This window comes from Arthrobacter sp. PL16, from assembly GCF_035985055.1.
GTDB classification, from domain to species: Bacteria; Actinomycetota; Actinomycetes; order Actinomycetales; family Micrococcaceae; genus Arthrobacter_D; species Arthrobacter_D cheniae.
Map to the genome: position 1 here is coordinate 117,453 of NZ_JAXCIC010000004.1, position 13,513 is coordinate 130,965.

Annotated in this window: 14 protein-coding genes; 8 read left to right on the plus strand and 6 right to left on the minus strand. The window is 66.1% G+C overall.

The window, feature by feature from the left end; all coding sequences use genetic code 11:
- Positions 1-95: 95 nt before the first annotated feature.
- The 5 genes from ruvB to pdxT form a co-directional block, all read right to left on the minus strand.
- Positions 96-1,211, minus strand: coding sequence for a Holliday junction branch migration DNA helicase RuvB (gene ruvB, locus RCH21_RS09995; protein WP_442784696.1), 1,116 nt, complete (start codon positions 1,209-1,211; stop codon positions 96-98).
- Positions 1,208-1,837 (minus strand): Holliday junction branch migration protein RuvA, encoded by a 630-nt coding sequence (gene ruvA, locus RCH21_RS10000; protein ID WP_120149064.1) that lies wholly within the window; start codon positions 1,835-1,837, stop codon positions 1,208-1,210. Before ruvA ends, ruvB begins: the two co-directional genes overlap by 4 nt.
- Before the next feature lie 121 nt (positions 1,838-1,958).
- Positions 1,959-2,528 (minus strand): crossover junction endodeoxyribonuclease RuvC, encoded by a 570-nt coding sequence (gene ruvC / locus RCH21_RS10005; protein ID WP_326964246.1) that lies wholly within the window; start codon positions 2,526-2,528, stop codon positions 1,959-1,961.
- Between the two features lie 36 nt (positions 2,529-2,564).
- Positions 2,565-3,323: a YebC/PmpR family DNA-binding transcriptional regulator gene (locus RCH21_RS10010; protein ID WP_120149066.1), complete on the minus strand. Its 759-nt coding sequence runs from the start codon at positions 3,321-3,323 to the stop codon at positions 2,565-2,567.
- 2 nt (positions 3,324-3,325) lie between these two features.
- Positions 3,326-4,162: a pyridoxal 5'-phosphate synthase glutaminase subunit PdxT gene (gene pdxT / locus RCH21_RS10015; protein ID WP_326964247.1), complete on the minus strand. Its 837-nt coding sequence runs from the start codon at positions 4,160-4,162 to the stop codon at positions 3,326-3,328.
- Between the two features lie 111 nt (positions 4,163-4,273).
- Here pdxT and RCH21_RS10020 point away from each other — a divergent pair, with 111 nt between their 5' ends.
- Both RCH21_RS10020 and RCH21_RS10025 read left to right on the plus strand, forming a co-directional pair.
- Positions 4,274-5,545, plus strand: coding sequence for a Mur ligase family protein (locus RCH21_RS10020; protein WP_326964248.1), 1,272 nt, complete (start codon positions 4,274-4,276; stop codon positions 5,543-5,545).
- Positions 5,545-6,315, plus strand: a complete 771-nt coding sequence (locus RCH21_RS10025; RefSeq protein ID WP_326964249.1) for a type 1 glutamine amidotransferase — start codon at positions 5,545-5,547, stop codon at positions 6,313-6,315. Before RCH21_RS10020 ends, RCH21_RS10025 begins: the two co-directional genes overlap by 1 nt.
- Positions 6,316-6,409: 94 nt before the next feature.
- On the opposite strand, the gene RCH21_RS10030 is transcribed toward RCH21_RS10025, so the two are convergent.
- Positions 6,410-6,694, minus strand: coding sequence for an ANTAR domain-containing protein (locus tag RCH21_RS10030; protein WP_326964250.1), 285 nt, complete (start codon positions 6,692-6,694; stop codon positions 6,410-6,412).
- A gap of 290 nt (positions 6,695-6,984) precedes the next feature.
- Here RCH21_RS10030 and RCH21_RS10035 point away from each other — a divergent pair, with 290 nt between their 5' ends.
- From RCH21_RS10035 to RCH21_RS10060, 6 genes are all read left to right on the plus strand, one after another.
- The gene (locus RCH21_RS10035; RefSeq protein WP_326964251.1) at positions 6,985-7,857 is read left to right on the plus strand and encodes a hypothetical protein; all 873 of its coding nucleotides are present in this window, start codon (positions 6,985-6,987) and stop codon (positions 7,855-7,857) included.
- A gap of 96 nt (positions 7,858-7,953) precedes the next feature.
- Positions 7,954-9,204: an MFS transporter gene (locus RCH21_RS10040; RefSeq protein WP_326964252.1), complete on the plus strand. Its 1,251-nt coding sequence runs from the start codon at positions 7,954-7,956 to the stop codon at positions 9,202-9,204.
- A 109-nt stretch (positions 9,205-9,313) separates the two neighbouring features.
- Positions 9,314-9,670, plus strand: coding sequence for an ArsR/SmtB family transcription factor (locus tag RCH21_RS10045; protein WP_326964421.1), 357 nt, complete (start codon positions 9,314-9,316; stop codon positions 9,668-9,670).
- A 140-nt stretch (positions 9,671-9,810) separates the two neighbouring features.
- Positions 9,811-10,515: a DUF305 domain-containing protein gene (locus tag RCH21_RS10050; protein WP_326964253.1), complete on the plus strand. Its 705-nt coding sequence runs from the start codon at positions 9,811-9,813 to the stop codon at positions 10,513-10,515.
- A gap of 193 nt (positions 10,516-10,708) precedes the next feature.
- Positions 10,709-12,718, plus strand: a complete 2,010-nt coding sequence (locus RCH21_RS10055; RefSeq protein WP_326964254.1) for a M3 family metallopeptidase — start codon at positions 10,709-10,711, stop codon at positions 12,716-12,718.
- A gap of 25 nt (positions 12,719-12,743) precedes the next feature.
- Positions 12,744-13,460, plus strand: coding sequence for a GNAT family N-acetyltransferase (locus tag RCH21_RS10060; protein WP_326964255.1), 717 nt, complete (start codon positions 12,744-12,746; stop codon positions 13,458-13,460).
- The last annotated feature ends 53 nt before the right edge of the window (positions 13,461-13,513 follow it).

Here is a 13,513-nt window from a genome sequence, read left to right on the forward strand (position 1 = left end):
AAATCCGTTCCTGGGACTGGGTGTGGGCGGCAGAACTGTGCCCCGGCACACATCGTGAGACTCCAGTCTAAAGGGGAATGCTGACCACTCCCGCGTCAGGAGTCCTGTTGGCCCCAACTGTCAAGGGCGGATTCGGTACCCATCAGGTCATCCGGAGCTACGGAGAACAGATCCTCGGGCATGGCGGCGGCAACGTTCGCCGGCATCACCAGGCCCAGGTGTTTCCAGGCCGCCGCCGTCGCGATACGCCCACGCGGGGTACGCCCGAGCATGCCTTCGCGGACCAGGTACGGTTCAGCCACTGTCTCGACCGTCTCGGGTTCCTCTCCGACGGCGATCGCCAGCGTGGACAGGCCGACGGGGCCGCCGTTGAATTTCGTGATGAGTGCCGTGAGGACGGAGCGGTCGAGGCGATCAAGGCCCCGTGCATCGACCTCGTACATGTCCAGCGCAGCACTCGCCGCGCGGACATCGATGGTATCCATACCGTGGACGAGCGCCCAGTCACGGACGCGCCGCAGCAGGCGATTGGCGATACGGGGCGTGCCGCGCGAACGGCCTGCGATCTCGGCGAAGGATGCCGAACTGACCTTCATGTCCATGAGCATCGCGGAGCGGCGGAGCACGAGTTCGAGTTCAGCGGTGGAGTAGAACTCGAGGTGCCCCGTGAATCCGAACCGGTCCCTCAGCGGACCCGGCAGCAGTCCCGCGCGTGTCGTGGCCCCGACGAGGGTGAACGGGGGCAGTTCGAGGGGGATGGCGGTGGCGCCGGGACCCTTGCCGACGATGATGTCGACGCGGAAATCCTCCATGGCCATGTAGAGCATCTCCTCGGCCGGCCGCGACATGCGGTGGATCTCGTCGAGGAAGAGAACCTCCCCCTCGGTGAGGGACGAGAGGATCGCGGCGAGGTCACCGGCGTGCTGGATCGCGGGACCGGACGTGATGCGGAGCGGTGCATTCATCTCGGCGGCGATGATCAGGGCGAGGGTCGTCTTGCCGAGGCCGGGCGGACCTGACAGCAGGACGTGGTCGGCGCTGCGTCCGCGGAGCCGCGAGGCTTCCAGGACGAGGGAGAGCTGCCGCCGGACCCGCTTCTGACCGACGAAATCGTCGAGGTTCTTCGGGCGCAGCGCCGCCTCGACGGCGCGGTCCTCGGGATCGGAGGACGGAGCGACGAGCGGCACCTCCTCGGAGTTCTGGTTCGTCACGAGCCGACCCTCCTCCGGGCCGAGCTGCGTGCGCCGTCCTGGCCGAGCCTGCGCAGCGTGAGCTTGAGGATCTGTCCGACATCACCTGTCGCTGCCACCTCGGGGGACTCTTCGACCGCGGCGTCGATGGCCGCTCCGGCGTCCTTCTCGGACCAGCCGAGGCCCATCATGGCGGTGAGCACCTGGCCCTGCCACGTCTGCTTGGAGATGCCGGGCTTGGATTCCAGCGGCACGAGCTTGCCCGCGAGTTCGAGCACGATGCGCCGCGCACCCTTGGGCCCGATGCCCGGCACCTTGCTGAACGCCTTGTCGTCGCCCGACGACGCCGCCACGCGGACGGCATCGGGGGTGTGGACGGCGAGGACGGCCAGCGCCAGGCGCGGCCCGACCCCGCTGACCGCGAGGAGCGTCTCGAAGACTTCGCGCTGGTCCGCGTCCTCGAACCCGAAAAGAGTCATCGAATCCTCGCGCACGATCATGGCGGTGGACACGGAGGCCTGCTCCCCCGTCCTCAGCCCGGCGAGGGTCTGCGGCGTGGCCTGGACGAGCATGCCGAAGCCGTTGACGTCGATGACGGCGGATTGCAGGCCCACGTGGGTCACTGTCCCGCGTAGGGAACTGATCATGAGGAACTCCAGGGGCACGTGCGGATGGATGTCCGGGCTTCCGCCCGTCGAACATACGTTCTAATGCTCAACCGTACCGGCGTCGCGCCGTGCGATCGAGCCGCCACACCGAAAACCGGTTCTACCGACGTCGCGCCTTGGCTTCTGCCTCGGCCCAGATCCTCTGGGCGGGCGTGATGGAACCGGCCGCCGCGGCCGCACCCTGCTGTCCCACTCCCCGTCGCCACGCATGGGTGATGGCGAGGGCCAGCGCATCGGCGGCATCTGCGGGCCTGGGGGCGGTGTCGAGCCGCAGGATCTTCGTCACCATCTTCGTGACCGCCACCTTGTCGGCCTGGCCGTTGCCCGTGACCGCCGCCTTCACCTCGGTCGGCGTGTGCAGGGCGACCGGGATCCCGCGCCGGGCGGCTGCGACGATCACGACTCCGGAGGCCTGCGCGGTGCCCATGACGGTGCTGACGTTCAGCTGGCTGAAGACGCGCTCGACGGCGAGGACCTGCGGCTTGTGCAAGTCCAACCAGGAGTCGACGGCGTCCGAGATGACCAGGAGCCGCTCATCCAGGCTGCGACCCGCCTCCGTGCCGACGACACCGACGGCGACGAGGGTGGAACGCCGGTTCGGTTCGATGTCGACGACGGCGAGTCCGCAGCGAGTCAGGCCAGGGTCCACTCCCATCACGCGGTAGGTCATCGGGCACCCCGCAGGGCGGCGTCGAGCGGTGCGATGTCAGTCGTCGTTCTCGAGCTCGGCCAGCACATCGTCCGCGAGATGCGCGTTCGAGTAGACATTCTGGACGTCGTCGAGCTCCTCGAGCGCGTCCACGAGCTTGAGGAACTTCCGGCCGCCGTCGGCATCTAGGTCCACGTGCATGGACGGGACGAACTCCACCTCGTCGGACTCGTACTCGATACCACTCTCATCGAGCGCTGCGACCACTCCACGAAGGTCCTGCGGCTCGGAGACGATCTCGAAGGCATCAGCCGATTCCCTGACCTCGTCAGCTCCGGCGTCGAGGACGGACATGAGCAGCTCGTCCTCCGTGAGTCCGTTCTTCGGCAGGGTGACGACGCCCCTGCGCGCGAAGAGGTACGCCACGGAGCCGGGGTCGGCGATGGTGCCCCCGTTGCGACTGATCCCCAGGCGCACCTCGGACGCTGCGCGGTTCTTGTTGTCCGTCAGGCACTCGATCAGCAGGGCTGAGCCCTGGGGACCGCGGGCCTCGTACATGATTGTCTGGTAATCGACGACCTCGCCGAGCAGACCGGCACCGCGCTTCACTGCGCGGTTGATGTTGTCGATGGGGACGGAGGTCTTCTTGGCCTTGGAGACGGCCAGCTCGAGGCCAGGATTACCGGCGACGTCTGCACCGCCGGCCCGCGCAGCGACCTCGATGTTCTTGATCAACTTCGCGAAGGACTTCGCGCGCTTGGCGTCGATCGCAGCCTTCTTGTGCTTGGTTGTTGCCCATTTGGAGTGGCCCGACATGCTTACGCTTCTCCTCTGATCATCCGGATAAACAATTCGTGGACCCGCCGCTCGCCCGTTACTTCCGGGTGGAAACTCGTGGCCAGGAGGTTCCCTGAACGCACTGCGACAATTCTAGCGACCGGGGCCAAGTCGGTCCCCGTACCGGGTGCCCCAGCCCCATACGAAGCGCCCGATCCACCGCTCGGCGGGCCGGCAGGGGGCGTCTCCGCGGCAGGTACCTGAGCCAGGACCTCGACACCTTCGCCGACCTTCTCCACCCATGGAGCGCGGATGAAAACCGCCCGAACGGGGTTATCACCCGCCGCGTTGCCGGTCGTCGCGAGGCCCGCGAAGTCGAGGTCCGTCTCGAAGGACTCGCGCTGGCGTCCGAAGGCGTTGCGCCGCACCACCATGTCGAGGCCCCCGAAGGTCTGCTGCGGATTCCCCGAGCGGTCGGTGGAAGGATCGGCGACGACGTCGGACAGCATGATCATGCCCGCGCAGGAGCCGTACACCGGCAGTCCACCGGCGATCAGGTCCCGCAACGGATCGGCGAGGCCGAGGGTGCGCGACAGCTTGTCCATGGTGGTCGACTCGCCTCCGGGAATGATCAGCCCGTCGACCGCAGCGAGCTCGGACGGGCGCCGGACGGCAATTGCGCGCCCTCCCAGTGATTCGATGGTCGCGATGTGCTCGCGCACGTCGCCCTGCACGGCGAGAACGCCGACGACGATATCGCGCCGGCCGTTCGCCGTCGTGCCGATGGTCCCTGCAGCTGAAGGGACAGGTGGTGACGGTGCATCATCGGATTCGGGGACCGACATGGGCAGGGGCGCCGAGAAGGACGGGGAGGACATCCCTCAATTCTATGGCGTGCGGATCCCGTACCCGACCCTCGGAGGCGGCCGCGCGGAGCGAGTCTCCGTCGCTTCCCGGCAACGGTGGCACGCCAGCGATAATGTGGAGGGATGAATCCCCTTCCAGTCCTCGTGGGCAAGGCCGTGCGCATCGCGTCCCGCCTGCGCGGCGGCGGCTCCGCCCTTCCCGGCCTCGTGGTCGAGCGCCTCGACCCCGGTTTCATGGGCCGCGCCCTGTCCACCCTCCCCCACGGCGTGGTCGTCGTCAGCGGAACCAATGGCAAGACGACCACCACCAAGATGGTGGTCGAGCTGCTCGAGGGGCAAGGGCTGACCGTCTTCACCAACCGCACGGGCAGCAATTTCACGCGCGGCGTCGCGGCGGCGCTCCTCGGTGACGTCGACTGGCGCGGACGCCTGAAGGCTGACGTCGCCGTCCTCGAGCTCGACGAAGCGCACGCCGTGCACTTCGTGAAGCTCGTGCCCCCGGAGTACTCGCTCCTCCTCAATGTCCTTCGGGACCAGCTCGACCGCTTCGGCGAGATCGACGCGACCACCCGCCTGTTGGAGCGCATAGCCATTGCCACCACGGGGACGGTGGTGCTGAACCGCGAGGATCCCCGCGTCGCCGGCCTCGCTCCGTCGATCTCCAGGGCCGACGTCGTCTATTTCGGACTCGACGCTTCCCTCCGCAGCACGTTCCCCAACGACGATGAGCTGCGCAGCGCCGAAGGAACCGCTCCCGCATCGGAGCTGCCGGCCGACGTCGTGCTCCGCTCCGTCGACGGCAACTCCGCGGAGTTCGAGGCGGACGGAAAACTGACACACACCGATCTGCGACTGCGCGGGGTCTACAACATCTTCAACGCCGCCGCTGCGCTCGCGGCGGCCCGCGCCGTCCTCGGCGCCACGGTCGACGACGCGCGACTCTTCTCGTCGCTGGCCGCGGTCGAACCAGCGTTCGGGCGGGGCGAGAGTCTCGTCGTCGACGGCCAGGCTCTCGAGCTGGTCCTCGTGAAGAATCCCAGTGGTTTCCGGCTCGGACTGAAATCGTTCGACCCGGCAGGATGCGCCACCATGATCGCCATCAACGACAACTATGCCGACGGGCGCGACATGTCCTGGCTGTGGGACGTCGACTTCGATTCGCTCGGCCTCGGCGGGGTGGACATCGTCAGCGGCGTCCGCGCCTACGACATGGCGCTCCGGCTCACGTACGACGACGTCCGGGTGGGTGCCGTCGAAACCGACATCGCCGACGCACTCAAGCTGTTCATCCGCGGCTCGGAGGGGCGCCCCAAGCGCATCTTCTGCACCTACACGGCGATGCTCGCGGTTCGCCGTGAACTCTCCAAGATCACGAAGGTCGAGGTGGTCTCCTGATGACCGACGCACCATCCGCCATCGCCCTGACCGAGGCACCCGCCGATCCGTCGAAGGGCACCCTGCGCATCCTGCAGCTCTACCCGCGGGAGATGAACATCTACGGGGACTACGGGAACGTCCTCGTGCTCAAACAACGCCTCGCATGGCGCGGCTACGGGGCAGAGATCCTTGAACACAACGCCGGCGACACCTTCCCCGAGGACGTCGACCTGATCATCGGTGGAGGAGGACAGGACAGCGGTCAGGTCGTCATCCAGGACGACCTGCAGGCCATAGCTCCGAGGCTGCGCGAGCTGGCGGAGGAGGGAACTCCCATGCTGCTCATCTGCGGGCTGTACCAGCTGTTCGGCAACGAGTTCCGCACGCACGACGGCGCCGTCATCCCCGGCATCGGCGTGCTGGACCTCGAGACGCGCGGCGGTACCGAGCGCCTGATCGGCAACGTCGTCGCCACGAGCGAGGAGTTCGGCGAGATCCATGGGTATGAGAACCACAGTGGGCAGACTTTCCTCGGGGACGGCCTGAAACCGTTGGCCACCGTCGTCAAGGGAGCCGGCAACAACGCCGAAGAGGGACACGAGGGCGCTCGATACAGGAATATCGTGGCGAGCTACCTCCATGGCTCACTTCTGCCGAAGAATCCTGCGATCGCCGACTTCCTGCTGCGCACGGCGGCGGAGCGGAAGTTCGGTTCGTTCGAGGACGAAGGCGTGGACGACTCCCTCGCGGACCTCGCGCGGAAGCACGCCGGCGCCAGGCCACGGTAGGGACAGCCCTCCGCCATATCTCACGGCGCGAGCCGAGGCTTCGACCTGTGAGCGGTGCACCTCCTAGCGGGAGCGACGCTCATCCCGGGAGGCCCTAGGGCTCCCGCGCTACCAACACACCCGTCGTCACCAGCTCCCGTGCCACCTCGTGCAGTTTCAGATTGGTCCGGGAGCTCGCCAGCATGAGCACCTGGAACGCACCATCAGCATCCAGTCGGTGGCGTTCCATCAGAATGCCCTTTGCCTGCCCGATCACGTCCCGCGACGCCAGCGCTTCATACAGCTGGCCCACCTTCGCCCGCTCCTGCTCGAAGCGCAGGAGCAACTCCTGATACTTCAACTCCCACATGCCCGCATCAACAAAGGGATACGTCTCCATGATGCTCCCCCTCATGCCCGCTCCGGTTGAGACCGTTGGGCAAAGCCTAACCGGAGAAGTCGACACCAGACAGGGTCACCCACCCCAAGGATTCGCTGCGCTGACGATGTTCCCTGCCTCCCGTGAGCGGGTCGGTGCCATGAGGGGTTCTACCAGTTCCGCCCGTTCCTGGCCGCGTCGTTACGGCCATCGAGGCATCTAAGCAGGAGCTCCTTCAGCTCTCAGGGCGTGCCACCTGGTCCCCTGGTCAATACAGTTGGGTCATGATCATCAACACAGACGGCATCACTTTGACCAGCAACCAGCGGAACGACGTGGAGGCGGGGCTTCTCGCCATGGGGGATCCGGAAGGTACGGTCCTCGTCACGACCGACTTCGAGCAGTCCGTCCGCACCCTCTCAGGCCTGAAGGACTACTCAGCGGGTCGAGGCAGTGGACAAGTCGCAGCGAAGACCGTAGAAGACCAGGTGATCATCAATGCATCGGTGTTGGACGAGCTGGCTGACGGCGGCCTCAAGCGTCTGACTGCGCATGAAGCCGGACACGTCCTGATGAACCTCCGGGAGGAGGACGGCAGGAATTACCACAGCCTCGCGACCACACAGTGGCAGTGGAACATCATCGGGCTCGCTGTGAAGGGTATGGAGGAGTACCGCATCGAGCGGAGGCTGGCTCAGCTTGGATTCGACCCTGCGCCTCTTACAGCGCTCGATTACTGGGACATCATACTTTTCGAAATCAACGCCACCCTGGCCGAGTCGGTCGTGAAGAACCTGCTTGCTGAAATCACCGGGGCGGCCGACATCCTCGTGACGACCCTGGCGTACACCATCGGTTCGTCCACAAACCCCAGGAGTACGTTTGCCGTAGAGGCGCTCCCGCCGTATGCACGCCAGAACTGGGACGACTTCGTCGCTCCGACGTGGGAACGGCGCGTCCAGCTCTACCAGGATCTTCCTACCTGCTCGGAGCCCACTTCCTCCACCGACTGGGAGATGAAGATCAAGGAGGCTCGGTCGCTGGAGAACGAACTCTTCAGGAGTTTCGGCTGGGAGTTGAGCGGCAATGGACAGGACGAACCCGAGGCGTTCCGGCGCACCGGTGATGATGATCTTTTCCATCGCCGAATTGCTCGGTTCCAGGTCGAGAATGATCTGATCTAGCGTTCGTTCCAAGGGCCTTCGACGAGGTAAAGTTCGTGAGTGCGCACAGATGCACGCTCAGGGCAATTGCTTCTGATTCCACCTCCAGGAGGCACTTTGCTTTCAGTCTTCCGTCATTCCGCATACCGCAACCTCTTCACCGCTCAGGTCGTGGCCCTGTTGGGGACGGGCCTGCTCACGGTGGGACTGGGTCTGCTGGCTTTCGACGTGGCCGGCGCCCGGGCCGGTGCTGTACTGGGCACCGCACTGACGATCAAGATGGTCGCCTACGTCTTCGTGGCACCCCTGATGGCCGCGCTGGTCGAACATCTCCCCCGCAAGGGCGTCCTCGTCGGCGCGGACCTGGTCCGGGTGGCCATAGCCCTGAGCCTGCCGTTCATCGATCAGGTGTGGCAGATCTACGCGCTGGTCTTCGTCCTCCAGTCGGCATCGGCCACTTTCACGCCCGCATTTCAGGCCCTGATCCCGGTTGTCCTGCCGGAGGAGAGGGACTACACGAAGGCCCTGTCGCTCTCGAGGCTCGCGTATGACCTCGAATCCCTTGTCAGCCCCCTGCTCGCTGCAGCCTTGTTGGCCGTCACGAGCTATCACAACCTCTTCGTCGGCACGATGGTGGGGTTCCTGGTGTCTGCCGCGATGGTCCTTGCGACCAGGCTTCCCACTCCCCCAACCTCACCCGCCCACGGTTCGCTCCTGCACCGCACCACCCTTGGCACACGGATATTCCAACGGGAATCGGCCCTGCGCGGACTGATGGTGCTCAATCTTGTCGTCGCCGCCGCCACAGCCCTCGTACTCGTGAACACCGTCGTCTACGCCCGGGACCTGTTCGACGGATCCAACACCGACGTCGCGATCGCCCTGGCGTTCTACGGTGCCGGGTCGATGCTCGTCGCGTTCATCGCACCACGAGTCCTCGAGCGCATGCCAGACCGCACGTTCATGCTGATCGGTGGCACCATCGTGCCCTTGGGCCTGGTCGGTGCTGCGCTCATTGCACCGACGGGCGCACCATGGCTCCTGCTTCTTGGCCTGTGGTTCGCGCTGGGCATCGGGACATCGATGATCAGTACACCGTCCTCGCGGCTGCTGCGGCGGGTCGCGACGGACAAGACGCGAAGCTACCTCTTCACGGCCCAGTTCTCCCTCTCGCACGCCTGCTTCATGCTTACGTACCCCGTCGCCGGATGGGTCGGAGCCGCCGCGGGTCAAACGGCTGCAGCCCTCATTCTCGGCGCGCTCGCCCTGGCCGGGACCATCACTGCCGTATCGGTGTGGCCGTCGGAATCGGCCGGTGCACCCGTGGGCGCACCGGAAGTGACTGGGGACATGAGAAGCCGGCGGTAACGTAGCGATCAACAGCAAAGTGAACAGGGAAAGGACGGTGATCGACATCGGCGAGCAACGCAACGAACACGACCCAGCACCGCATCGGGCTCCAGCACCACCCCCGATCATGCACTCGCCCCCCTCCGGTGGGCCCAGTCTCGTCCATCCGAGAGAACCGGACAGGCAGCGCCTCGAGGCAGGGGCGGAAACGTTCCGCATGCTTGCCGATCCGACCCGACTACACATCCTTTGGCTCCTTACACAGAACCCGTCCGACGTCGGAACCCTCGTCGCAGCGACCGGCGCACCTCGCACCGCGGTCAGCCAACACCTGGCTAAACTGCGATTTTCCGGCCTCGTCTCCACACGCAAGATCTCCCGCAACGTCGAGTACAGCATCGTTGACGGGCACCTGTCCCGCCTTATCCGCGAAGGTATGAATCACGCGGATCACCGCGTGAGCGGCGAGCCGGCTCACGAATAATCCGCTGCGACAGCGAGGACGCCGCGGTATCCCGGACAGCGACCTCGCACGAGCACGCACAACGGATCAAGGTGCTCCGTGCCGATAGGGCGGAAGCAACCCACAAAACACCCACCCGAGTCCTGAAAGATCTGACCATCATGAAGCGTTACCTCACTCTTGCCGCACTGGGCCTCGCGACAGCCCTCCCCCTCTCCGCCTGCGGCACCGATTCCGGCACCACCGGCAGTGACACGACAACCGGAACCACGAGCGCCGAGGCAGCGGCACCTGCCCCGAGCGCGGCCGCCGGAACTTCTTCGTCCGCTGAAGGGTCGATCAGCTCCGACGCCCTGCCGCCGGAACACAATGACGCGGACGTCATGTTCGCGCAGATGATGATCCCCCACCACCAGCAAGCTGTCGAGATGAGCGACCTGATGCTCGCTCAGGACGGCATCAGCCCTGAGATCACAGAGCTCGCAACGAGGATCAAGGAAGCCCAGGGCCCGGAGATCGGGACGATGACCAGCTTGCTCGAAGCCTGGGATGAGCCTGTCGAACCGGACGGCGGCATGGAAGGCCACTCGATGGACGGCACGGATACGGGCATGGGCTCCGATTCCGGATCCATGGAGGGCATGTTGAGCGAGCGCCAGATGTCCGAACTCGAGTCCGCCGAGGGAGTCGAGGCTTCCCGCATCTTCCTCGAGTCCATGACGGCCCACCATGAGGGTGCGATCGGCATGGCACGGAACGAGATCGAGAACGGGCAGAATCCCGAAGCCGTGGAACTGGCCGAGACCATCGTCGCCACCCAGAAGGCCGAGATCGACGACATGGAAGAGCTGCTCGAAGGCCTCTGACTCCGTCAGTACTCGTCTACCCGATGATCACCTCGCCCGACGCCTAGGGACTTCCGACCATGGTCCGAGCGATGCCCGCTCATGCGCGCCTCACCCTTGGGGAGGATCCGCGGCCTTTCGACAGTAGGTATCCTGCCCGAGCACGGTCGAGGGTGGTGCACGAAGGTGCAACATCGTGCAAAAGTTAGTTCCCATGAGCAACCCCTTCCTCGAGCCGAGCACCCTCGACTACCAGCTGCCCCCCTTCGCCTCCATCAGGGAAGAGCACTACCTGCCTGCTTTCGATGCGGGATTCGCGGAGCACCTCGCCGACATCGACCGCATCACGGCTTCGGGCGAGACGCCCACGTTCGAGAACACCGTCGTCGCGCTCGAACGTGCGGGGAGCACGCTGGACCGGGTGTCGAGCGTCTTCTTCAGCAACTCAGTCAGCCACGCCACGGCGACCATCCAGGACCTCGAACAGCAGGTGGCCCCACGCCTCGCCGAGCACGAGGACAACATCAAGCTGAACCGAGCCCTGTTCGGACGCCTCCGTCAGGTGCCGCTCGACGGGCTCGACGAAGAGTCCATGCGGCTCGTCGAGGAATACCTCCGCAGTTTCGTCAGGGCGGGCGCGGAGCTCGACGACGACGCGCAGGCCACGCTACGGGGGCTCAACTCGGAGCTCTCGGGGCTGAGCACGGAGTTCTCGCAGAAGCTGCTGAAGGACACCAATGACTCAGCGCTGCTGCTCGATTCGGTCGAGGAGCTCGACGGGTTGTCCGCCGACTCGATTTCCGCCGCAGCCGGTGCAGCTTCGGATGCCGGCCACGAGGGCAAGTACCTCCTGACCCTCATCCTGCCGACGGCGCAGCCGGCCCTGGAATCGCTCACCGGCCGGGACGTCCGCCGTCGCCTGCACGAGGCGTCGGTCAACCGCGGTGCGCGAGGCACCGACGCCGACACCCTCGCGATCGCGACCCGCATGGCGACCCTACGCGCGGAGCGCGCCGCCCTGCTCGGCTTCGACACCCACGCCGCCGCAGCGACCGACAATCAGACGGCCCCGTCGCTGGACGCGATCATGGACCGCATGCGGCAACTCGCCGCTCCGGCCGTCCGGAACGCGCGGGACGAGGCTGCCGAGCTCGAGGCCGAGGCAGGCCACCCGATCGAGCCCTGGGACTGGGCGTTCTACGCCGCCCGGGTCCGGAAGGCAAAGTTCGACGTCGACATGGACGCGCTGCGCCCCTACTTCGAGCTCGAGCGGGTCATTCACGACGGCGTCTTCTACGCTGCCAACCGCCTCTACGGGCTCTCGTTCACGGAGCGACCCGACCTCGTCGGTTATCACCCGGACGTCCGGGTGTGGGAGGTCTTCAACGAGGACGGATCCGGACTCGGCCTGTTCCTCGGCGACTACTACACCCGTGATACCAAGAGCGGCGGAGCCTGGATGAACTCCTTCGTCGACCAGTCGACGCTCGAGGGCACCCGCGCCGTCGTCATCAACAACCTCAACATCTCGAAGCCCGGCCCCGGGGAACCGACGTTGCTGTCCTACGACCAGGTGGTCACCACGTTCCATGAGTTCGGCCACGCACTGCACGGGCTGTTTTCGGACGTCACCTACCCGCTCTTCGCCGGCACCTCGGTGCCGCGTGACTTCGTCGAGTACCCCTCCCAGGTCAATGAGATGTGGATCCTCTGGCCCGAGATCGTCGCGAACTACGCGCGCCATCACGAGACCGGCGAGGCACTTCCCCAGGAGGTCATCGACCGCATCCATGCCGCCGGAGCGTGGGGTGAGGGTTTCGAGACGACCGCCTACCTCGGAGCCACCCTCCTGGACCTCGCCTGGCACTCTATCCCCGCCGGCACGGAGATCGAGGACCCGCTCGCCTTCGAAGCGACCGCCCTCGCCGATGCCGGCGTGGATTTTGCGCCCGTTCCCCCGCGCTACCGCACCTCCTACTTCAAGCACATCTTCGCTGGAGGCTACGCGGCGTCCTACTACGCGTACATCTGGAGCGAGATGCTGGACGCCGACACCGTCGAGTGGTTCAAGTCCTCCGGTGGCCTGACGCGCGAGAACGGCGACCACTTCCGGCGCGAACTTCTGTCGCGAGGCAACAGCATCGATCCACTCGAGGCGTTCCGCCGCTTCCGCGGCCGTGATGCCGACCTGCACCCGCTGCTCGTCCGCCGCGGCCTGGCATGAGTTCCCGTCCCGTCGGCGGTGCGGGATGGTAACCATCGTGCAGTGCCAGCGGCTCCAATCCGCGTGGTGTGCTGCGCTGGCCACGGCCACGGGCGGGAAGACGTTCTCGACACACGGTTCCACCTGGGTATGGCTGCCCGCGCGGAAGGAACTGATGATGATGTTCCCCGAGCGGGTCAGTGCCTACGCGGTCAGGCCGGCCCTGGCCGAGGGCATGCGTCTCGGTGCCTCGTCGGCGCGGGTGTGGCTGAACAGCGCGGTGAACGCCAGCGAACTGGGAGTTGTCGGGTTCTCGCCGAGCTGGCAGCCCTGGTGGATGGCGGCGCCTGTGTCCGCCGTCGTCCGCTCCGACGACGACGACGCCGTCCTCACAACGGACGTCCCCGACTACTCGGGCCCGCTCGAGCAGGAACTGCGGGTGGTGAGGTCCCAGCCTCGGCAGGCCTGGCACGCGGTGACACGGGACCGGGACAGCGGCATGCTTTCCGGCGCGGCGTATTCGTTCTACCCCTCGGGTGTCGACGGGCTCGACCGCCTCGGCGGCATCCATCACCTCGAAGTGCTGCCGGACCACCAGCGGCGCGGTCTTGCCACGGCGCTGCTGAGCGCGACGGCCCGGGCGGCGGGTGATGCCGGGGCCACGAACCTCGCCGTCAATGCCACTCCGCAGGGATTCGAGTTCCTCTCCCGGCGCGGTTTCACGCTGATCGGACGCGGCAGGACCTACGCCCTGCATCTCTGAGCCCCGCTCCGTGCCACTGCGCCGCACGTCGCTACCCTTGACGCACGATGGCC

Coding starts and splice junctions, on each gene's coding strand:
- RCH21_RS10050 (WP_326964253.1), top strand. CDS start 9,811: ATGAAGCGTTACCTCACTCTTGCCGCACTGGGCCTCGCGACAGCCCTC.
- RCH21_RS10060 (WP_326964255.1), top strand. CDS start 12,744: ATGGTAACCATCGTGCAGTGCCAGCGGCTCCAATCCGCGTGGTGTGCT.
- RCH21_RS10045 (WP_326964421.1), top strand. CDS start 9,314: ATGCACTCGCCCCCCTCCGGTGGGCCCAGTCTCGTCCATCCGAGAGAA.
- RCH21_RS10025 (WP_326964249.1), top strand. CDS start 5,545: ATGACCGACGCACCATCCGCCATCGCCCTGACCGAGGCACCCGCCGAT.
- RCH21_RS10055 (WP_326964254.1), top strand. CDS start 10,709: ATGAGCAACCCCTTCCTCGAGCCGAGCACCCTCGACTACCAGCTGCCC.
- RCH21_RS10030 (WP_326964250.1), bottom strand. CDS start 6,694: ATGGAGACGTATCCCTTTGTTGATGCGGGCATGTGGGAGTTGAAGTAT.
- RCH21_RS10010 (WP_120149066.1), bottom strand. CDS start 3,323: ATGTCGGGCCACTCCAAATGGGCAACAACCAAGCACAAGAAGGCTGCG.
- ruvC (WP_326964246.1), bottom strand. CDS start 2,528: ATGACCTACCGCGTGATGGGAGTGGACCCTGGCCTGACTCGCTGCGGA.
- ruvA (WP_120149064.1), bottom strand. CDS start 1,837: ATGATCAGTTCCCTACGCGGGACAGTGACCCACGTGGGCCTGCAATCC.
- pdxT (WP_326964247.1), bottom strand. CDS start 4,162: ATGTCCTCCCCGTCCTTCTCGGCGCCCCTGCCCATGTCGGTCCCCGAA.
- RCH21_RS10020 (WP_326964248.1), top strand. CDS start 4,274: ATGAATCCCCTTCCAGTCCTCGTGGGCAAGGCCGTGCGCATCGCGTCC.